The 18,980-nt window shown below is 68.8% G+C and carries 23 protein-coding genes; 11 read left to right on the top strand and 12 right to left on the bottom strand.

Features of this window, described 5'->3' with window-relative positions:
• Positions 1-26: 26 nt before the first annotated feature.
• Genes AC6LJ5_RS27060 through AC6LJ5_RS27050 form a run of 3 tightly spaced genes read left to right on the top strand, consistent with a single transcriptional unit; the run spans position 27 to position 1,459 of the window.
• Positions 27-629, top strand: coding sequence for a class I SAM-dependent methyltransferase (locus AC6LJ5_RS27060; RefSeq protein ID WP_103276415.1), 603 nt, complete (start codon positions 27-29; stop codon positions 627-629).
• A gap of 11 nt (positions 630-640) precedes the next feature.
• Positions 641-1,267 carry a GNAT family N-acetyltransferase gene (locus tag AC6LJ5_RS27055; protein ID WP_103276416.1) on the top strand — a complete coding sequence of 209 codons (627 nt, stop codon included), beginning with the start codon at positions 641-643 and terminating at the stop codon, positions 1,265-1,267.
• Positions 1,268-1,276: 9 nt separating this feature from the next.
• Positions 1,277-1,459 carry an oxidoreductase-like domain-containing protein gene (locus tag AC6LJ5_RS27050; RefSeq protein WP_103273783.1) on the top strand — a complete coding sequence of 61 codons (183 nt, stop codon included), beginning with the start codon at positions 1,277-1,279 and terminating at the stop codon, positions 1,457-1,459.
• A gap of 101 nt (positions 1,460-1,560) precedes the next feature.
• Here the strand turns inward: AC6LJ5_RS27050 and AC6LJ5_RS27045 are convergent, their stop codons facing one another.
• The 11 genes from AC6LJ5_RS27045 to AC6LJ5_RS26995 all read right to left on the bottom strand — a co-directional run bounded on the left by AC6LJ5_RS27045 (position 1,561) and on the right by AC6LJ5_RS26995 (position 12,709).
• Complete coding sequence (locus AC6LJ5_RS27045; RefSeq protein ID WP_103273784.1) at positions 1,561-1,998, bottom strand: acetyltransferase; 438 nt, start codon at positions 1,996-1,998, stop codon at positions 1,561-1,563.
• Positions 1,999-2,054: 56 nt separating this feature from the next.
• The gene (locus AC6LJ5_RS27040) at positions 2,055-3,794 is read right to left on the bottom strand and encodes a M14 family metallopeptidase (RefSeq protein ID WP_103273785.1); all 1,740 of its coding nucleotides are present in this window, start codon (positions 3,792-3,794) and stop codon (positions 2,055-2,057) included.
• A 19-nt stretch (positions 3,795-3,813) separates the two neighbouring features.
• Complete coding sequence (locus AC6LJ5_RS27035) at positions 3,814-4,680, bottom strand: ABC transporter permease (RefSeq protein WP_392413032.1); 867 nt, start codon at positions 4,678-4,680, stop codon at positions 3,814-3,816.
• A gap of 5 nt (positions 4,681-4,685) precedes the next feature.
• Positions 4,686-5,609: an ABC transporter permease gene (locus tag AC6LJ5_RS27030; protein WP_498142130.1), complete on the bottom strand. Its 924-nt coding sequence runs from the start codon at positions 5,607-5,609 to the stop codon at positions 4,686-4,688.
• A 71-nt stretch (positions 5,610-5,680) separates the two neighbouring features.
• Positions 5,681-7,201, bottom strand: a complete 1,521-nt coding sequence (locus AC6LJ5_RS27025) for an ABC transporter substrate-binding protein (RefSeq protein ID WP_498142129.1) — start codon at positions 7,199-7,201, stop codon at positions 5,681-5,683.
• Positions 7,202-7,241: 40 nt separating this feature from the next.
• Complete coding sequence (locus AC6LJ5_RS27020; RefSeq protein ID WP_498142128.1) at positions 7,242-9,095, bottom strand: ABC transporter ATP-binding protein; 1,854 nt, start codon at positions 9,093-9,095, stop codon at positions 7,242-7,244.
• A gap of 9 nt (positions 9,096-9,104) precedes the next feature.
• Complete coding sequence (locus AC6LJ5_RS27015; RefSeq protein ID WP_103273790.1) at positions 9,105-9,617, bottom strand: winged helix DNA-binding protein; 513 nt, start codon at positions 9,615-9,617, stop codon at positions 9,105-9,107.
• Positions 9,618-9,733: 116 nt separating this feature from the next.
• Positions 9,734-11,425: an ATP-binding cassette domain-containing protein gene (locus AC6LJ5_RS27010; RefSeq protein WP_498142127.1), complete on the bottom strand. Its 1,692-nt coding sequence runs from the start codon at positions 11,423-11,425 to the stop codon at positions 9,734-9,736.
• 181 nt (positions 11,426-11,606) lie between these two features.
• Positions 11,607-11,960 (bottom strand): hypothetical protein, encoded by a 354-nt coding sequence (locus tag AC6LJ5_RS27005; protein ID WP_103273792.1) that lies wholly within the window; start codon positions 11,958-11,960, stop codon positions 11,607-11,609.
• A 77-nt stretch (positions 11,961-12,037) separates the two neighbouring features.
• Positions 12,038-12,325: an addiction module antidote protein gene (locus AC6LJ5_RS27000; RefSeq protein ID WP_103273793.1), complete on the bottom strand. Its 288-nt coding sequence runs from the start codon at positions 12,323-12,325 to the stop codon at positions 12,038-12,040.
• Between the two features lie 78 nt (positions 12,326-12,403).
• A complete protein-coding gene (locus AC6LJ5_RS26995; protein WP_498142126.1) occupies positions 12,404-12,709 on the bottom strand; it encodes a type II toxin-antitoxin system RelE/ParE family toxin in 306 nt (101 codons plus the stop codon).
• Between the two features lie 423 nt (positions 12,710-13,132).
• On the opposite strand from AC6LJ5_RS26995, the gene fmdA reads away from it, so the two are divergent.
• Positions 13,133-14,362, top strand: a complete 1,230-nt coding sequence (gene fmdA, locus AC6LJ5_RS26990; protein ID WP_103273795.1) for a formamidase — start codon at positions 13,133-13,135, stop codon at positions 14,360-14,362.
• An 11-nt stretch (positions 14,363-14,373) separates the two neighbouring features.
• The gene (locus AC6LJ5_RS26985) at positions 14,374-14,706 is read left to right on the top strand and encodes a zinc ribbon domain-containing protein (protein WP_103273796.1); all 333 of its coding nucleotides are present in this window, start codon (positions 14,374-14,376) and stop codon (positions 14,704-14,706) included.
• Positions 14,707-14,871: 165 nt separating this feature from the next.
• On the opposite strand, the gene AC6LJ5_RS26980 is transcribed toward AC6LJ5_RS26985, so the two are convergent.
• Entirely contained in the window at positions 14,872-15,285 is a 414-nt protein-coding gene (locus AC6LJ5_RS26980; RefSeq protein WP_103276417.1) for a copper resistance protein NlpE, read from the bottom strand.
• 143 nt (positions 15,286-15,428) lie between these two features.
• Here AC6LJ5_RS26980 and AC6LJ5_RS26975 point away from each other — a divergent pair, with 143 nt between their 5' ends.
• The 6 genes from AC6LJ5_RS26975 to AC6LJ5_RS26950 all read left to right on the top strand — a co-directional run bounded on the left by AC6LJ5_RS26975 (position 15,429) and on the right by AC6LJ5_RS26950 (position 18,962).
• A complete protein-coding gene (locus AC6LJ5_RS26975) occupies positions 15,429-15,902 on the top strand; it encodes an OsmC family protein (RefSeq protein ID WP_498142125.1) in 474 nt (157 codons plus the stop codon).
• 178 nt (positions 15,903-16,080) lie between these two features.
• Positions 16,081-16,527: a carboxymuconolactone decarboxylase family protein gene (locus AC6LJ5_RS26970; RefSeq protein WP_498142124.1), complete on the top strand. Its 447-nt coding sequence runs from the start codon at positions 16,081-16,083 to the stop codon at positions 16,525-16,527.
• Between the two features lie 15 nt (positions 16,528-16,542).
• Positions 16,543-17,472 carry a sigma-70 family RNA polymerase sigma factor gene (locus tag AC6LJ5_RS26965; protein WP_103273799.1) on the top strand — a complete coding sequence of 310 codons (930 nt, stop codon included), beginning with the start codon at positions 16,543-16,545 and terminating at the stop codon, positions 17,470-17,472.
• Entirely contained in the window at positions 17,453-18,031 is a 579-nt protein-coding gene (locus AC6LJ5_RS26960) for a GNAT family N-acetyltransferase (RefSeq protein WP_498142123.1), read from the top strand. Before AC6LJ5_RS26965 ends, AC6LJ5_RS26960 begins: the two co-directional genes overlap by 20 nt.
• A 140-nt stretch (positions 18,032-18,171) precedes the next feature.
• Positions 18,172-18,723: a cysteine hydrolase family protein gene (locus AC6LJ5_RS26955; RefSeq protein WP_103273800.1), complete on the top strand. Its 552-nt coding sequence runs from the start codon at positions 18,172-18,174 to the stop codon at positions 18,721-18,723.
• Positions 18,723-18,962, top strand: coding sequence for a DUF3820 family protein (locus tag AC6LJ5_RS26950; RefSeq protein WP_103273801.1), 240 nt, complete (start codon positions 18,723-18,725; stop codon positions 18,960-18,962). The genes AC6LJ5_RS26955 and AC6LJ5_RS26950 overlap by 1 nt, the downstream gene beginning before the upstream one ends.
• Positions 18,963-18,980 lie beyond the last annotated feature (18 nt).

Here is an 18,980-nt window from a genome sequence, read left to right as displayed (position 1 = left end):
CCCCCGCCGAGCCAGCCCGGCCAGCAATGACCCGGGTGTCGGGCACCCAGGGTTATGGCGAGCACGCCATGGCCCTGGCCGAGCGCTACGAGAGCATCAGCTTTGCCGACGTGCATGCCGAAGTGGCCCATCTGATCCCGCCGGCGCCGGCCCGCATCGCGGACATCGGCGCCGGCTCGGGCCGGGACGCCGCGGCGCTGGCGCGCATGGGCCACCAGGTGATCGCGGTTGAACCCACCGCCGAGCTGCGCGCCGAAGGCCAGCGCCGCCATGACGTGCCGGGACTGGCGTGGAGCGATGATGCCTTGCCCGGCCTGGACGGCCTGCGGGCGCGTGGCGAGCGTTATGACCTGATCATGCTGACGGCGGTCTGGATGCATCTGGACGAGGACGAGCGCGTCGCAGGCATGGCCAGCCTGGCCGGGCTGCTGGCGCCGGGCGGCCAGATCCTGATGACGCTGCGCCACGGCCCGGTGCCGCCGGGCCGTCGCATGTTCGACGTGTCGGCCGCCGAAACCATCGCGCTGGCCGCGCGCCACGGGCTGTCCAGCCATCATCTGGGCACGCGCGGGGACATGCTGGATCGCGGCGACGTGCGCTGGAGCATGCTGGGGCTGAGGTGGTCATGAAGGCGCAGGACATGGCTGAGGGCGCAACGCGGACGGGGTTGCCCGACGCCTTCGTCACCGAGCGCCTGCGCGCCACGCGCATGACCGGGACGCACGGTGCTTTCGTGGCCGCCATGCACGCCGACGCGGCGTTGATGGCCACCATGGGCGGCACGCGCGATACGGCGGCCAGCCGGCGTTATCTGTTGCAGAACACCGAGCATTGGTCCCGGCATGGTTTCGGCATGTATGTGCTGAATGAGCGCGGCAGCGGCGCGCTGATTGGCCGCGCCGGACTCAAGCGTGTCGCGTCCGAGGCCGGGGCCCGTGATGGCGCGTCCGTGGCGGAGATCGCCTACGCCTTCGTGCCTTCGGCCTGGGGCCTGGGCTATGCCGGAGAGATCGCCCGCGCGCTCGTGGCCATGGGATTCGGCTTGCTGGAACTGTCCAGCATGACGGCGACCGTGCTGGCGTCGAACGGCGCCTCGCGCCGTGTGCTGGAGAAGGCCGGCTTGCGCTGCGCGGGCCAGGCGTCTTCCGTCACGGGTGAACCCAAGCTGCGCTATGAACTGGGTCGGGGGCAATGGCAGGAGGGCGAGTCTGTCTCAACCGGCGCGGACCTGGGCGGCAAGCCTGGCGGCGCCGCGCCGGAGCGCTAACATTCCGTCATGAACATCCGCGCCGTACCCCCGATCGACCAGGACCCGCCGCCCGTTCCTCCCGAGGCGCCCGCGCCCGAGGAATGCTGCAACAGCGGCTGCATACCCTGTGTGTACGACCTCTACAACGAGGCGATGGACCGCTATCGCGACGAGCTGAAGGCCTGGAAGGCGCGTCATCCCGAGGCCTAGCGTGTGGTCCCGCGCAGGCTTGCGGGCGCATCCGCCCGGCAGCACAGCCTGATCGGGCCGCGAGGGAGCGGCGCGTCTTGGCGCAAGACCGCCGGCGGGGTTCAGCCCGCCAGTTTCATGTGGATGATGGGGAAGGGCTGGCCGGCCTCGTCGTGTTCCGAGCGGCCGACGTCGACGAAGCCGTAGTGCCGGTAGAAGCCGATGGCTTGCGGATTCTGCTCGTTCACGTCGACTTGCAGCGAGCCGTGCAGCGAGAGCGCGAAATTCAGCAGGCGCCGTCCCGCGCCCTTGCCGCGCTTGCTGGCGTCCACGAACAGCATGTCCACCTTGTTGCCCTTCAGGCCGATGAAGCCGGCGATCTCGCCGGCCTCGTCCTCGCAGACCCAGACCCGCACGGCGGGCAGGCGCACGTTGAGCACCTGCGGGTACAGCGCCTGGATGTCCTTTTCGGTCAGGAAGGCATGGGTGGCGCGGACGGACCTGAGCCAGATGTCCACCAGGGCCAGATCGTCGCCGTGGTTGCGTTCTCGGATGTTCATTTTCTTATTGATTCTGTATGTCGGGCGCCGGCCGGTCGGCGCCGTGTCGCGTGTCGCTAAAGCCCTGAACGATAGATGTCGGTTGCCGCCAGCACGGTTTCCATCTGGACAGTATGCGCGAAAACATAGCGGTCGCCGTAGACGGTTTCATCCGGAAACTCGGAGATGAGCGCCATGGGCAATTCCTCGCGGTCCGTTTCCGTGACCTGCACCGGGATGCCGTTCATCACCGCGAATCCGGTTTCGAGCGCATGCGCGCGGAACAGTTCCAGCTGCCGGGCATTGAATTCCACCAGCCCGGGCACGTTGCGGGCCAGCCGGGCCGTGACGCCCTCGATCAGCCGGCGCGCGCGTTCGCCCCAGCCGGGGTGGTGGCGCAGCACCAGGAAGAAGCCTTTCGGGATGGTCCACAGCTCGAAATGGCGCGGCAGGTAGCCTGACAAGGGGCGCGTCCATTCATGGGCGGGATAGCCGTGCAGGTTGATGTGCAGCTGGGCCCCGCTGATGGCGTGCGCCTGGTGGCGGCCGTCGCGCTCGAAGAACGGCGCGCGCTCGCGGTAGGCGATGTCGTCGCCCAGCGCGCTGTAGCGCGAGGCGTGCAGCATGTGGCGCGGATGCTGCTCGCGCAGGCGCGCGAAGAGGGCGTAGCCGTCCGGATTCTCGGCGGCGATCAGCGCGAAGTGGCCCTTGCCGCTGGCGGCCAGCGCCTGCGCCGCGCGCAGCGCGCCGACCACGCCGGAGGTTTCGTTGGCGTGCTGGGCGCCGGAAATGAAGACGGCGGGACCGGGGCCGCGCAGGTAGGTGCCCAGCACCGGCCGGCCCTGGCGCGAGGTGGCCTGGAACGTGTCGCCGCCCAGGGCCGCCATGCAGCCGGCGATCTGCGCCGCCGATAGCGGCTCGCGCGCCTGCGCCAGCGGGAAGCCGGGCAGGGCGGGCGCGACCGCCGATATGGGCGTGAAGGCTTCGACCGAGATGCGCACGCGCGCGGCGCCGTCGTGGCGGCGCACGTCGGGAATGATCTGACCGGGCTGCAGGCCGCGGTCGCCGGGCGGGCGGCCGGAATGCTGCTGGAAGTGTTCCAGCAGCGAGAAGTACAGGTCCTCGTGCAGCGCCTCGTAGGTGCTGACGATTTCCTCGTCGACCGGCAGCGCGAAGTCGATGCCTGGCAGGTCGACGCGGATCTCCAGGCGCTCGAAGTAGGGTTCGTGGGCGCCCCAGGCATGGTTGCGCACCGCGTCGACGGCGGCGCGGAACGCCAACTGATACTCGGTGGCCTGGGCGGCGTCGACGCGGGTCTCGCCGGCGGCGTCGCGCACGCGCAGCCAGCCGGTGGGCGACAGTTCGGCCACGCCGTCCGGCGCATGGCCGAGCTGGTTGGGCGCGAACACGCGCGATTGGATCTCGCGGCCGTCGGCGTAGCGCAGGTCGACGTCATAGTGCAGGTCGGACGCGCCGGGCTGCAGTGTCACGCGCACGCCGTCCAGCAGGGCGACCAGTGGATAGGCCTCCAGCGTGAAGCGCTTGGCCTGGGCGTGTTCGTGCAGGGGATAGCGGATCTCGGCGGCGACCAGGCCGTCGCGCTCGACCTCTTCCAGGAAGTAATGCAGCAGCGGCTTGTAGGCGCTGCGAAAGCGCGCCTGCACGCCGGCCTGGGCCAGGCGGGCCTCGGCGGCGCGGCGCGCCTGGGCGTCCTCGAACAGCCAGCCCTCGAGGTGCGCGCCGCGCCAGGCCGGCGCCATGTAGGCGTGGGTCCAGGCGTCCAGCGTGCGGTCGAATGTTTTGTCCAGCAATGACATGCGTGTGTTCCTTGGAGGCCTAGGCCTTGCCGGTGGGATCGAGGCGGTCGCGCAGCCAGTCGCCCAGCAGGTTCAGGCCCAGCACCGTCAGCATGATGGCCAGGCCGGGGAAGACGCTGACCCACCATGCGGTCTGCATGTAGGTGCGGCCGTCGGCAAGCATACCGCCCCAGCTCGGGATCATGGGATCCACGCCCAGGCCCAGGAAGGTCAGGCTGCTTTCCAGCAGGATATTGTTGGCGACGTTCAGCGTCATCAGGATGACCAGCGGGCCCAGCAGGTTGGGCACGATGTGGTGGCGGATCATGGCCAGGTCGCGCACGCCGAAGGCGCGCGCGGCCAGCACGAACTCGCGTTCGCGCAGCGCCAGCACCTGGGCGCGGACCAGCCGCGCGTACTGCACCCATTGCGAGATGATCATGAAGAAGATCACGTTGAACAGGCCGCCGCCCAGGATGGCGATGAACGTGATGGCCACCAGGATGAAGGGCAGCGCCAGCTGCACGTCGGCGAAGCGCATCACGATCATGTCCCAGAAGCCCCGGTAGTAGCCGGAGATCAGGCCCATGATGATGCCCAGCAGCGCGCCGCCCAGCACCGAGGCGAAGCCGACCAGCAGCGAAATCTTGCCGCCGACGATGACGCGGGCGAGCACGTCGCGGCCCAGCGGGTCGGTGCCGAAGGGGTGGGCCGCGCTGGCGAAGGGCGCGGTCAGGCGGGCGGCCAGGTCCATGGATTCGCCGCCGTCGGGGAACAGCCAGCCCGAGGCCAGCACCAGGAGGATCATGACGCCGGTCAGGCAGGCGCCCAGCACGAACTCCAGCGAGCGGTAGCGGCTGCGCGGCTTGGCGGCCTTGGGGGCGGCGGTGGTGGTAGTGGTCTGCATGGGGCTCAGCGCGTGCGGATACGGGGATCGACGATGCCGTAGGCGATGTCGACGATCAGGTTGACCAGAACGATGACGGCGGCCAGCACCGTGACCGTGCCCTGCAGCACGGGGTAGTCGCGGCCGGAGATGGCGTCGAACGCCAGCGTGCCCAGGCCGGGCCAGTTGAACACCATCTCGATGACCACGATGCCGCCGATCAGGCCGCCGAACTGCAGGCCCAGGTAGGTGATGAGCGGAATCGCGCAGTTGCGCAGCGCGTGCTTGTACAGCACCACGCGTTCCTTCAGGCCCTTGCTGCGCGCGACCATGATGTACTGCGCCGACAGCGTTTCCAGCATGGTGGTGCGCACTAGGCGGATGTTGGTGGCGCTGAGGATAATGGCCATGGTCAGCGACGGCAGCACCAGGCTGGCCGGGCCGCTCCAGCCCGAGGGCGGCAGCAGCGGGAAGGTGATGGACAGCAGCAGCACCAGCATCAGCGCCAGCCAGAAGTTGGGGAACGACAGTCCCACCAGCGACAGGATGCGGATGGCCTGGTCGGTGGGCTTGCCGCGCTTGATGGCGGCCTGGATGCCCAGCGGCAGCGAGATCAGGATCGAGGCGATCAGCGAGCTGAAGGCCAGCATCAGCGTGGCGGGCAGCGCGTCGCCGATCAGCTTGGCGACCGGGGGGCCGCCCATGAAGCTGCGGCCGAAGTCGCCGTGCAGCAGGCCCTGCATGTAGGACAGGTACTGTTCGTGGAACGGGCGGTTCAGGCCCAGCGCCTGGCGGATGTTGGCCAGGTCCTGCTCGGTGACGCTGCCCGAGCCCTGGCTGAGCATCAGCGCGGGGTCGCCGGTCAGGCGCACGGCATAGGAAACGAGCAGCGTGACGGCCACGATCACGAAGACCGCCTGCAGCACGCGTTTGATGAGAAATCCGGTCATAAGGCGCCGCCCCGGCTTGCGCCGGGGCGGGTCGGTGGGGTTAATGCTTCAAGTCAGCGCCAGGGCGGCGCTCAGTCAACCGAGGTGTTCAGGAAGCGGAAGCGGATGTCGCCGGGCACTTCCAGGTCCTTGACGCGCTTGTTCACGCCGACGATGGTGTTCAGGCTGTACAGCGGCAGCTCCAGGGCCTGGTCGGCCACGTAGCCGGCGATTTCCTGCAGCATGGCTTCGCGCTTCTTCACGTCGTAGACGGTGCGCTGCGCTTCCAGCATGGCGTTGAGCTTGGCGTCGTTGTCGTACGGGTTCCACTTCTGGCCCGTGTGATACATCAGGTAGGCCGTGTTGTCGTAGTCATAGGTCCAGCCGCCCCACTGGTTCTGCCACATTTCGCCGGTCTTGCCGCCGGGGATGATGTCGTTGAGCAGCACGCCGGTCTCATACGGCTTGATGGTGGCTCGCACGCCCACGGCCTGCAGGTAGCCGGACACGGCCTGGGCCACTTCACGGAAGTTCGAGTCGCTGCCGCGCACGTCGATCTGCACCGTGGCGCCCGGCTTCACGCCGGCGGCGGCCAGCAGCTTCTTGGCTTCGGCGGGATTGAAGGGCAGGGGCTTCTGCTCGGGGTTGTAGCCGAACGACTGCGGTCCCTGGAAGCTGGCGATGGTCTTGGCCTGGCCCAGCAGCAGCTGCTTGACGATGGCGTCGCGGTCCACGGCCATGATCAGCGCGCGGCGCACGTCGCGGTTGCTGGTGATGCCGGTCTTGGTGTTGTAGCGCAGGGCGAAAGCCACCGGGCCGCCGGTCGAGATGACGTCGGCGTTGCCGGACTTCTTCACGGTCTCGATCAGGCCCAGCGGGATCAGCGTGGCGATGTCGACGCGGCCGGCCTGCAGCTCGGCGACCTGGGTGCCGGGCTCGCCGATGAAACGGTAGACCACCTTGTCCAGCTTGGGCTTGCCGCCCCAGTATTCGTCGTTGCGCGCCAGGGTCACGTTGACCTTGGGCTGGTAGCTCTCGAACTTGAACGGGCCGGTGCCGACCGGGTGGGTGTTGAAGTTGTCCTCGCCCTTTTCCTGGATGTACTTGGGCGGCACGATCATGGCGCCGTAGCCGGCCAGCTTGGTCAGCAGCACCGGGTCCGGCTGCTTGAGGATGAAGTCGACGGTGTTCTCGTCCACGACCTTCACCTCGCCGATCGAGTCGTAGTTGGACTTCTGCGGACCCTTGGCGCCTTCCGCGCCCAGCAGGCGGTCGAAGGTGAACTTGACGGCATCGGCGTTGAAGGGCTCGCCGTTATGGAACTTGACGCCCTGGCGCAGCGTGAAGCGCAGGCGCTTGTTGTCGTCCAGGTATTCCCACTTGGTGGCCAGGCCGGGTTGCAGCTTCAGGTCGGCGCCGCGCATGGTCAGGCCGTCGTACAGGTTGCTGCCCACCGAGCCCCAGAAGGTCACGAAGGTGTCGATAGGGTCCCAGCTGCCCGGATCCTGGTTGATGGCCACGTTGAGCGTGCCGGCGGCGTGCGCGGCGGGCAGGGCGGCGCCCAGGGCCAGGGCCAGCGCGGTGGCGGAGAAGGTCTTGCTGAGGAAATGCATGGTCGCCTCCAGGGACGGGGAATGTGCTGACGTAAGGGAATCAGGCCGCGCGGGCGACCAGGTGGCCGGGCGCGAACTCGGCCAGGGGAATGATGGCCGGCTCGTCGCCGACGCGGCGCACCGGGCTAGGGATCTCGCCTTCGATCAGCGAGGTGTCGATGTGGCGGCCCGGCTCGGCCACCGGCACGGCGGCCAGCAGCTTGCGGGTGTAGGCGTGCTGCGGCGATTCGAAGATCTGGCGGCGCGTGCCCAGTTCCACGATCTGGCCCAGGTACAGCACCGCCACGCGGTGGCTGACCTTCTCCACCACCGCCATGTCGTGGGTGATGAACAGGTAGGACAGGCCACGATCCTTCTGCAGGTCCATCAGCAGGTTCAGGATCTGCGCCTGGATCGACACGTCCAGCGCCGACACCGATTCGTCGGCGATGATGAGCTTGGGGTTGCTGGCCAGCGCGCGCGCGATGCACACGCGCTGGCGCTGGCCGCCCGAGAATTCATGCGGATAGCGGGCGGCGTGCTCGGGCTTCAGGCCCACCTGTTCCAGCAGCTCGCCGACGCGGCGCGCGATGGCGGCCTCGTCCGACAGCAGGCCGTGCGTGCGGATCGGTTCGGCGATGCTGAAGGCCACGGTCTTGCGCGGGTCCAGCGAGGCGTAGGGATCCTGGAAGATGTACTGGATCTCCTGGCGCAGCCGCTGGCGGCCGGCGCTGTCCATCGAGAAGATGTCCTGGCCGTTGTAGCGCACCGCGCCGCCGGTGGGCGCGATCAGCTGCTGCAGGGTCTTGCCGATGGTGGACTTGCCGCTGCCCGATTCGCCCACCAGAGCCAGCGTCTCGCCCGGATAGACGTCGAAGCTGACTTCCTCGACGGCGTGCACGCGGTGCGTGACGCGGCCGAACAGGTTGTGGCCCACGTCAAAGCGCGTGGTCAGCTTTTCCACGCGCAGCACCGGCTCGTCGTAGCGGGCGGTGTCCTGGTCGCGGGTCTCGCCCACTTCGCGCAGCTCGCCGTCCTCCAGCACGGTCTGCGGCGTGCGCAGCGGCAGGTCGCGGCCGGTCAGGCTGCCCAGGCGCGGCACGGCGGCCAGCAGGGCGCGGGTATAGGGGTGCTTGGGCGCGCGGAAGATCTCTTCCACCGTGCCCTGTTCGACCTTCTTGCCGCGCAGCATCACCACCACGTCGTCGGCCATCTCGGCCACCACGCCCATGTCGTGGGTGATGAAGATCACGGCGGTGCCCAGGTCGCGCTGCAGGGCGCGCACGGTGTTCAGGATCTGCGCCTGGATGGTGACGTCCAGCGCGGTGGTCGGCTCGTCGGCGATCAACAGGCGCGGCTGGCAGGACAGGGCCATGGCGATCATCACGCGCTGACGCATGCCGCCGGACAGCTGGTGCGGATAGCGGTCCAGCAATGCCTCGGCGTCGGGCAGGCGTACTTTTTCCAGCAGCGCGCGCGCGGCCTTGCGGGCGGCGCCGCGCGAAAGCTGCTGGTGCAGCATGATGGCCTCGATGATCTGGTCGCCGACCGTGAACACCGGGTTCAGCGAGGTCATCGGCTCCTGGAAGATCATGGCGATGTCGTTGCCGCGAATCGCGCGCATGCGCTCCTCGGACGCCCGCGCCAGGTCGATCTCCTGGCCGGCGCTGTCGCGGAACAGGATCTGGCCCGAGGCGATGCGGCCGTTGGTGTAGTCGGTCAGCCGCATGATGGCCATGGACGTGACCGACTTGCCCGAGCCGGACTCGCCGACGATGGCCAGCGTCTTGCCGGGACGCACGTCGAAGTCCAGGTTCTCGACCGCGCGGAACACGCCGTTGTCGGTATTGAAGTCGACCGATACGCCGCGCACGGACAGCAGCGGGGCGGCAGGGGAGGCAGTGGAGCTAGACAACGTGGAATCTCACAGCGAGGTGGCGGCGCGCGCGGCCTGGTCGTACAGGCCGGAAAGCGCGCGCAGGGTGTTGGCCAGCTGATGGCTGGCCTCGTCCGCGGCGGGCGAATCGATGTAGGGCTTGACCAGGCATTGCTCGCGCACCTCGGCATAGCGCCGGATCGCCGCGGCGCCTTCGTCGGTGGTGGAATAAATCACTTCCTTGCCGGTCTTGACGCCGCGCACCACGCCCAGCCGCTCGAGCTTCTTGAGCGAGTAGTTCACCAGGTGCGTGTCTTCGACATTGAGCGTGAAGCAGATGTCGGCCAGCTTCTTGCCGCGGCCGCGATGGAACACGTGGTTCAGGACCAGGATGTCCAGCGAGGTCAGCTCGGGCAGGCCGGCGCAGGCCATGCAACGCACCATCCAGCGGTTGAAGGCGTGCGAGGCGATGATCAGGCCGAACTCCACCTCGGACAGCTCGGGGGAGGAAGAAGCGAGATGGGAGGAGGAAACGATGGCGTCCCGGCGGGAAGCAGGCATGGGGTACGGCGGACAGCAAGGGATCGATGACAAAACGTTAGCGAATTATTAACGATTCGTTGCTGTCAGGGCATTCGGGATTACCCGGCGTCAGGCCGGCGCCGTGCCGGCTTGGGTCATGCCGGCGCCGCCGTTGCGTCCGTCCATCTCCCGTTTTCCCAGGCGAGCCGATGCGTGGGCCGCAGCGCCGCCAGGAAGGCCGCGTCGTGCGAGGCCACCGCCAGCGCGCCGGGATAGCCGGACAGCGCCTCCTCCAGCGCCTGCACCGACGCCAGGTCCAGATGATTGGTGGGTTCGTCCAGCAGCAGGAATTGCGCCGGCTCCCGCCGCCACAGCGCGCAGGCCAGCGCCGCCTTGATCCTTTCGCCGCCGCTGAGCCGGGCCGCTGGCGCATCCACCTGGGCGGGGCCCAGGCCCAGCAGGGCAAGCCGGCTGCGCAATTCGCCCTGGGGCAACCGCGCACCGAGCCGGTCCAGCGCTTGCAGCAGCGTCTCGGCATCGCCCAGCGCCGAGGCACGCTGGTCCAGGATGGCCGTCGGCACGCCGACCTCGCAGCGTCCGCCGAGGGGCGCGAGTTCGCCGGCCAGCATGGCCAGCAGCGTGCTCTTGCCGCAGCCATTGGGGCCTTGCAGCGCCAGCCTGATGGGGCCGGACAGGGACAGTGACAGGGCCGGCGCGTCGGCGGGCCAGGGCGGGGTCGCCGCCTCCACATGCAGCACGCGGCGGCCGGCCGGCACGGCGGTCTCGGGCAGGGCGAGCGCGATGGCGGCGGCGGGCGCGACAGCGGCGCTCGCCTGCCGCACGGCGGCGTCCAGCGCCTGGGCGGCGGCCTGCATGCGCAGCCGCTCGCGGCCGGTGTGCCGTTCGGCGCTGGCCTTCTTCATGCCCAGCAGGATGGGCGCCTGATTGGCGTCGCGCGCCTGCCGCGCATTGCGCGCGCCGCGTCGCTGCTCGGCGTCGTGGCGCTGGCGCAGTGCCCGCAGGCCGGCATCGCGTTCTGCGCGGGCGTGGGCCAGCGCGGCATCGGCCGAGGCGGCCTGCTGTTCATGGTGCCTGCGATAGGCGCTGTAGTTGCCGGCGTGGCCGGCCAGCGCGCCGCGTTCCAGCGCCACGATGTCCGACATCGTGTCCAGCAGGGTCCGGTCATGGCTGGCGACGATCAGGCCGCCGCGCCAGGTGGTCAGCCTGTCCATCAGCCAGCCCCGGGCGCGGGCGTCCAGGTGATTGGTGGGCTCGTCCAGCAGCAGTCCGTCGGCGCCCTGCGCCAGCGCGCCGGCCAGCGCCACGCGGGTCAGCTCGCCGCCGCTGACGGCGCTTGCCGGCCGTTCCGGCGGCCAGGCCGGCAGGCCGGCGTCCGCCAGCATGCGCGGCCATTCCTCGCGGACGCGCCAGCGGCCATCCATCAGGTCGAAGTCGGCCTGGCTGCCGGTGCCGGCCTCGATGCGCGCCAGGGCGCGCAGCGCGGGCGTCGTGCCCGCCACATCCGCCAGCGTGACGCCCGGGCCGGCGGGCAGGGACTGCGGCACGGCGGCGATGCGTCCGCGACGCTCGATGCGGCCGGATTGCGCAGGCAGTTCGCCGAGCAGCAGTCGCAGCAGCAGCGTCTTGCCTGCGCCGTTGCGGCCGACCAGGCCGTGGCGCGCGGTGGTGAAATCGTGGCTGGCGTCTTCCAGCAGCATGCGGCCGTCGGGCAGCGCATGGCTGACGTGGCGCAGGCTGATATGGAAAGTCGCCGCGAGCGGCGCGCGGGATTGCAGGGCAGAGGAAAGGGGCCGCGCCGGCGCGGGCGCGTGGGGTGCGTGGGCCATGAAGCGCTCCTGACGATGAACGGGCCTTGCGGACGCGGCGGGCTGCCGGCGGCAAGGACGGATCGGAGGAAGGCTTAGAGGTTCATGGCGGGGGCGCTCCCGGCGGTGAAGTGAGCAGCCATTGTCGCATATCGACTGCGGCGGTCCGTGCCCGTCGCGGTCGCGGCGCGGCCTGCGCCGGCTACTTCATGAGCGGGCCGCAGACCTTGATCCAGTCGGATTTCTGCGAAGCCAGCATGCCGGCTTCCCGATCCATCGCGCCGGCCGTGTCGGCGGGAAAGGTTCCGCCATCGCGCGCGCAGACTTCGTAGCGGTCGGCCAGTTCGAAGCGCAGGTCCAGCAGGTCCAGCCGCCCCTGGCACAGCGTGCCGTCGAGCTTGCCGCCGCGCGTCGCTTCCAGCGCGTCCTGCGCCGACTGGGCGCGCCGGTAGTCCGACTGCGCGGAATCGAAGGCCGCGACGCAGTCTTCGGCGGCAGCCGAGCTGGAGAAGGCGGCGAGCAGCAGGGCGGCGGACAGGAGGCGGGATGCGGTCATGGGCAGGCGGAAGGGCGCAACAGGATAGGGCGCGCCGGGTTCGGGGACTGCATCATAACTGGGCTGCCATGCAGCGCTCAGGCAAGGGTGGCATGCAGGCGCAGGCCAAGCGCGCGCAAGACCTTGAGAATGGTGCTGAAGTCGGGGGCGCGCTCCCCGGACAGCGCTTTATACAGGCTCTCGCGTGACAGCCCGGTGTCCCGCGCGACCTGGGTCATGCCCTTGGCGCGCGCGATATCGCCGAGCGCCTTGGCAATCAGCGCCGCATCGCCTTCGGCGATGCATGCGTCCAGGTAGAGCGCCATTTCCTCGGGCGTTTTCAGGCGCTCCGCGATGTCGTATTTCCGTGTCGTCAGTTTGCGCATGGGGGCTCCCTGTGGAGCGACAGTAGAAGGGGGGCGATGCTGGCAGCTTCAACGGCGTTGACGGCAGCCGTCTGGTTTTCAGAAATTCCAGTCCAGTTCGTCGACCAGGCGTAGCGCCATCCTGATATCGGCGTCCTGGGTCGATTTATCTCCTCCTGCAAGCAGGATGACGATGGTTCCCGCGATGCGTTCGGTGAAATACACCCGATAGCCGGGACCGAAATCAATTTTCAATTCAGAGACTCCCTTTTCCAGATGCCGGCATCTGCCTGGGTTTCCGAGGGCCAGTCGCTGTATGCGTGCTTGTATTCGCGCCTTGCCGACCTTGTCCTTCAGGCGGGCTTCGAAGTCATCATAGGCTTGGGTGCTGCGGAGTTCTTTCACGGGTTCCTGGCCTCGCCTTTTGATAGTCGATGACTGTCATGTGCGTTTCCTGGTCCGTGATTCTTGTAGCCATGAGGCTACGAAAAGAAGTGTAGCCATATGGCTACGAAGGTGCAAGAAACTTTGTAGTCATCCGGCTACATCTTGCCGCCTCGAAGGACATGGCTCCATCCTCATTCTTGATAGGTGGGAATCCCTTGACACGCTGGTTTTTCGCATTGCCTGCGGTGGGCAAGCAGGCGATATAGGCAACCCCAGGAATCCCCTGATCGAAATCGGCCCGAACACGGTTTACCTCCACCCGAAACTGGTCTACCTTGCTTTACATGTCAAGGATCCGCGCGGCGCGCCCGCGCCGTCCGGCTGGATGATCCTGGACAGACAGTTCTGTTTTATCAACGCCCACGCTGGAGATGAAAGAGAATGACCGACACGCTCATCAAGGTCGACCTGGCCCAATCCCCCTACGAGAACAAGCAGATCCACAACCGCTGGCATCCGGATATTCCGATGGCGGTCTGGGTCAAGCCCGGCGACGACTTCGTCCTGGAAACCTATGACTGGACCGGCGGCGCGATCAAGAACGACGACAGCGCCGACGACGTGCGCGACGTGGACCTGTCCACCGTGCACTTCCTGTCCGGGCCGGTGGGCGTGGAGGGCGCCGAACCCGGCGACCTGCTGGTGGTGGACCTGCTGGACATCGGCGCCAAGCCCGACAGCCTGTGGGGCTTCAACGGCTTCTTCAGCCGCAACAATGGCGGCGGCTTCCTGACCGATCATTTTCCGCACGCGCAGAAATCCATCTGGGATTTCCACGGCATGTTCACGTCCTCGCGCCACGTTCCGGGCGTGAATTTCGCCGGCCTGATCCATCCCGGCCTGATCGGCTGCCTGCCCGACCAGAAGCTGCTGGACGACTGGAACAAGCGCGAACAGGCGCTGATCGACACCAATCCGAACCGCGTGCCGCCGCTGGCCAACCCGCCCGCGCCCAAGACCGCGCACATGGGCGCGTTGCAGGGCGCCGACCGCGATCGCGCGGCGGCCGAGGGCGCGCGCACGGTGCCGCCGCGCGAGCACGGCGGCAACTGCGATATCAAGGACCTCTCGCGCGGCGCGCGCGTGTTCTTCCCGGTCTACGTCAAGGGCGGCGGCCTGTCGGTGGGCGACCTGCACTTCTCGCAGGGCGACGGCGAAATCACCTTCTGCGGCGCCATCGAGATGGCCGGCTGGGTCCACATGCGCGTGTCGCTGATCAAGGGCGGCATGGACAAGTACGCCATCCGCAATCCCATTTTCAAGCCCAGCCCGATCACGCCGACCTACAAGGATTACCTGATCTTCGAAGGCATCTCGGTCGACGAGCAGGGCAAGCAGCACTACCTGGACGTGAACGTGGCTTATCGCCAGGCCTGCCTGAACGCCATCGAATACCTGAAGAAGTTCGGCTATTCCGGCGCCCAGGCCTATTCCATCCTGGGGTGCGCGCCGGTGCAGGGCCATATCAGCGGGGTGGTGGACATTCCCAACTCCTGCGCCACGCTGTGGCTGCCGACCGAGATATTCGATTTCGACATCCAGCCCTCGGCCTCGGGGCCGGTGAAGCACATCAAGGGTGGCGTCGACATGCCGCTGTCGCGCGATCGCTAGGAGCCCGCATCATGCCCATCTATGACTATGCCTGCGGCGGCTGCGGCGAGTTCTCGGCGCTGCGGCCGCTGGCGCAGTGGCGCGATCCCGCCGACTGCCCGCAATGCGGCGCGTCCTCGGAACGCATCGTGGGCGGCGCGCCGGCCATCTCGGCGCTGTCGTCGGCGGTGAACCGGGCGCGCGCGGCGAACGAGCGCAGCGCCAACGAGCCGCGCAGCTCGCGCGCCGGCCACGGCATGAACTGCGGCTGCTGCTCGGGCGGACGCAAGTCCGGCAAGACCCGGGTGGCGGCGGACGGCGCCAAATCTTTCGCCGGCTCCCGCCCCTGGATGATCAGCCACTGAATGAGGCCCCCCCGAAGCGCTGCGCGCTTCCCCCAGGGGCATGCCTACGGACCGGCGGAGCCGGATCCGTGGCATCCCGCTTTGGGGCAGCGTCTTGCGGGGCGGGCTCATTCTTGCGGCCCGCAGGCATGCACTCCTGAGGAGCACGCGGGCGCTTTGGGGCGGCTATCTCATGCGGGGTAGTACGTAGTGGGGCGCCAGCGGGCCGGTGGGGCGGGTGCCGTCACGGTATAGCTGGGTCAGCTGGTTTTCGCCGACGAAGTAGCGCTGGCTGTCGCCGGAGGCGTCCAGGCGGATGGTGCTGCCGTCGGATTCCCACGAAAAGGTGCCGGCCACGACTTCGGGCTGGGGCTGGCGGTCCAGGTACTGGGTCTGCTTTTCGTAGCGACCGTTGTCGGACAGGGTCACGCGCGTGCGGATGCCCGGGCAGTCGGCGCAGGGCAGCACGCCTTCGTAGCTGCCGGCCCAGTCCAGCGAGTCGCGCGCCGTGTGGCTGTCCACGGGGGCGGCGTTGCGCGACGGAGCGCAGGCGGTCAGGAAGGCTAGCGTCAGGGCGCAGGTCAGGGTGGTCTTGATCATCATGGCGAGCTCCTGTTTGGCAAAACCGGCCCACGATACGGATGGAAGCCGCGGGCCGCTGAAACCGGATGTAAGACGCGAGACGGCGCACGGAGGCGTGCATTACGCTGTCCTGCCCTTCATCCGACAGGCGCATCATCGCAATGAACGGCGAACACCGCTACCTCGTCCGCGTGGAATGGACCGGCAACACCGGCTCCGGCACGTCCGACTACAAGTCTTATTCGCGCAACCACCTGATCCAGGCCGAGGGCAAGCCCGACATCCCCGGCGCATCGGACCCCGCGTTTCGCGGCGACCGGACGCGCTGGAATCCGGAAGACCTGCTGGTCGGGTCGTTGTCGGCCTGCCACAAGCTCTGGTATCTGCACTTGTGCGCCGTCGAGGGCGTGCGCGTGCTGTCGTACCGCGACGAGGCCGAGGGCCTGATGGCCGAGGATCCCGAGCGCGGCGGGGCGTTCACGCGGGTGGTGCTGCGTCCCGTCGTCGGCGTGGCGCCGGGGGCGGACACGGCGCTGGCCGCCGCGTTGCACGAGCGCGCGCATCACTTCTGCTACATCGCCAATTCGGTGAATTTCCCGGTGCTGTGCGAGCCGCGCATCGTCGAGGAAGGCTAGGGCCGGGTATCGCGGGCGTCCATGGCGGCGGCGGGGCGGGGCCGTCGCGGCGATAATTTTTACAATTTTCCGGCGGCCGGTTGTCACGCGGCCGCCGGCTGTCTCGTCTTATGCACGACGGCGCTTCGCAATGGACGCCCGATCCCTTTTCCAACCGCATGAGCAGAGAGAGACCATCATGAGCATCGCCCGCCTGAATCCCTATACCGCCGCGCCCAAGGCCGTGAAGGCCATGCTGGCCCTGACCGAGGCCGCCGAGCATTGCGGCCTGGAAAAGAGCCTGATCGAGCTGGTCAAGATCCGTTCCTCCCAGATCAATGGCTGCGCCTATTGCATCCACATGCACTGCAGCGACGCCCGCAAGCTGGGCGAGACCGAGATGCGCATCTACCTGCTGCCGGCCTGGCGCGAGTCGTCGCTTTATTCCGGCCGCGAGCGCGCCGCCCTGGCCTGGACCGAATCGCTGACCCGGCTGGCGGACACCGGCGCGCCCGACGCCGACTACGACGAACTGGCCCGCCACTTCAGCGAAGAGGAGCGGGTTAACCTGACGCTGGTCATCAACATGATCAACGGCTGGAACCGCATCGCCGTCGGTTTCCGTTCCGTGCATCCCAAAGACTGAAGGCCGACGCCCAGCATGAGCGCACTGACCGCAGGCGACGCCGTCGCCGATTTCGAGCCCCATCGCCGTGTTTTGCAGGGACTGGCCTACCGCATGCTGGGCTCATGGTCCGAGGCGGAGGACATGGTGCAGGAAGCCTGGCTGCGCTGGCGCGATGTCGACCGAGCGCAGGTCGACGCGCCGCGCGCCTACCTGTCGCGCACCGTGACCCGCCTGTGCCTGGACTACATCAAATCGGCCCGCGCGCGCCGCGAGGAATACGTCGGCCCGTGGCTGCCCGAGCCGCTGCCCGACGCCGGCCTGTACGGCGGGCTGGGCGAGGGCGCGCTGGCGCATGATCTGTCGGTGGCGCTGATGCTGGCGCTGGAGCGGCTGTCGGCGCCCGAACGCGCCGCCTTCCTGTTGCACGATGTCTTCGACCAGCCTTACTCGGAGGTCGCACGGACGCTGGGACGCAACGAGGCGTCCTGCCGACAGCTGGCGTTGCGGGCGCGCGAGCGCGTGCGCGAGGCGCGGCCGCGCTTCGCGGCCACCGAGCAGGACGGCCTGCGCATCGCCGAGGCCTTCCTGCAGGCGTCGCGCGAAGGCGACCTGGGCGCCCTGCGGCAATTGCTGGCCGACGACGCCGTGCTGCACTCGGACGGCGGCGGCAAGAAGGCCGCCACGCTGCGACCGGTCATGGGCGGCGACAAGGTGGCGCGCTTCTTCGCCGGCATCGCGGGCAAGCCGGGCGGCAAGCTGCTGGGCGCGGCCGTGGTGCGCCTGAACGGCATGCCCGCCGTGCTGGGCACCGAGGCCGACGGCCTGCCGCGCTCGATATCGCTGGACATCCAGGATGGCCGGATCGTGGCGGTCTACATGGTGCGCAACCCTGATAAGCTGCGCCATGTCGCGGCCCTGGCGCCGCGCCAGTCCGCCGAACCCGATGCGCCCCTATCCCCCTGAACGATACGACCTGAACCTGCCCGCGCTGGACCTGCCCGGGCTGCGCCTGCGCGCCATGCGCGAGGCCGATGCCGATGATTGGCACGACTACATGCGCCTGGAGGAAGTGACGCGCCACACCAGCTGGCGGCTCGATGGCCCGGCCACTCTGTCGGCGCTGATCCGCGCCTATGCCGAGCCGGCGCGTTCCAACAGCATGCGGCTGGCGATCGCCGGGCCGGACGACAGGCTGGTCGGCACGATCGGCCTGAACGAAATCTCCATCCCGCACCGGCGCGCCGAGATCGCCTACGACCTGGCGCCGACGTATTGGGGCAGGGGCGTCGCCAGCGAGGCCTGCCGCAAGCTGGCCGAGTGGGCCCTGCGGGACCTGGGCTACGCCCGCATCCAGGCCACGGTGCTCGACACCAACCAGGCTTCGCTGCGGGTGCTGGGACGCTGCGGCTTCCAGCGCGAGGGGCTGTTGCACGCCTATCGCGAGGTCGCCGGCGCATCGCGCCACTTCTGGATCTACGCGCGCACCTGGCCGCCGGCGGGCGGCGCGGCTGATTGTGGCTGATGGGGCTGGCGGGGCTGGCAGGGCTGATGGCGTTGGCGTATCGCGCCGCCGGCACCATCGGCGCATCGCCGTCGCCGGCCTGCCGATGCGTCGGCGCAAGGTAGACTAGCCCCTTCCTTTTTATCGCCCATGGAGCCGCCGTGTCTGCCGCCCTGATCGTGATCGACGTGCAACGCGCCCTGTTCGAGACCTCGCCGCCGCCGGCCGATGCCGACGCTGTGCTCGAACGCATCAATGCGCTGGCCGACCGCGCCCGCGCCGCCGGCGCGCCGGTCATCTACGTCCAGCACGAAACCCGCGACGGGGCGATGGCCGCCGGCCAGCCTGGCGTGGACCTGGATTTACGGCTCACGCCGGCGCCCGGCGACCGGCGCGTGCGCAAGACCACGCCCGACTCGTTCCTGCGCACCACCCTGTCCGACGAGCTGGAGGCGGCTGGCGCGTCGCGCCTGGTGATCTGCGGCTATGCCACCGAGTTCTGCGTGGACACCACCGTGCGCCGCGCGGCCGGGCTGGGCTTTCCCGTGACGCTGGCGGCCGACGCCCACACCACCCACGACAAGCCGCATGCTCCCGGCGCCCGCATCCGCGAGCACCACAATGCCACGCTGCCGGCGATCAGCAGTTTCGGCGTGCGGATCCAGGCGCTGCCGGCCGCCGCCATCGATTTCCCGGCCGGGGGTGGGGCCTGATGGATCCGGAGCTGCTGTCGCTGCTGGTCACGCGGACCATGCCTTTCGGCAAGTACCAGGGCCGGCTGATCGCCGACCTGCCCGGGCCGTACCTGGCCTGGTTCGCGCGCAAGGGCTTTCCGCCCGGCGAGCTGGGCCGGCTGCTGGCGCTGATGCACGAGCTGGACCATAACGGGCTGGCTTCCCTGCTGGCGCCGCTGCGCAAGACGGGCGCTGGCAAGGTGGGCCAGGGCAAGTGAAGCGGGCGGGACAGGGGC

The organism is Achromobacter sp. 1011791174 (genome assembly GCF_059760925.1).
This window is presented reverse-complemented; position numbering and strand designations above follow the sequence as displayed.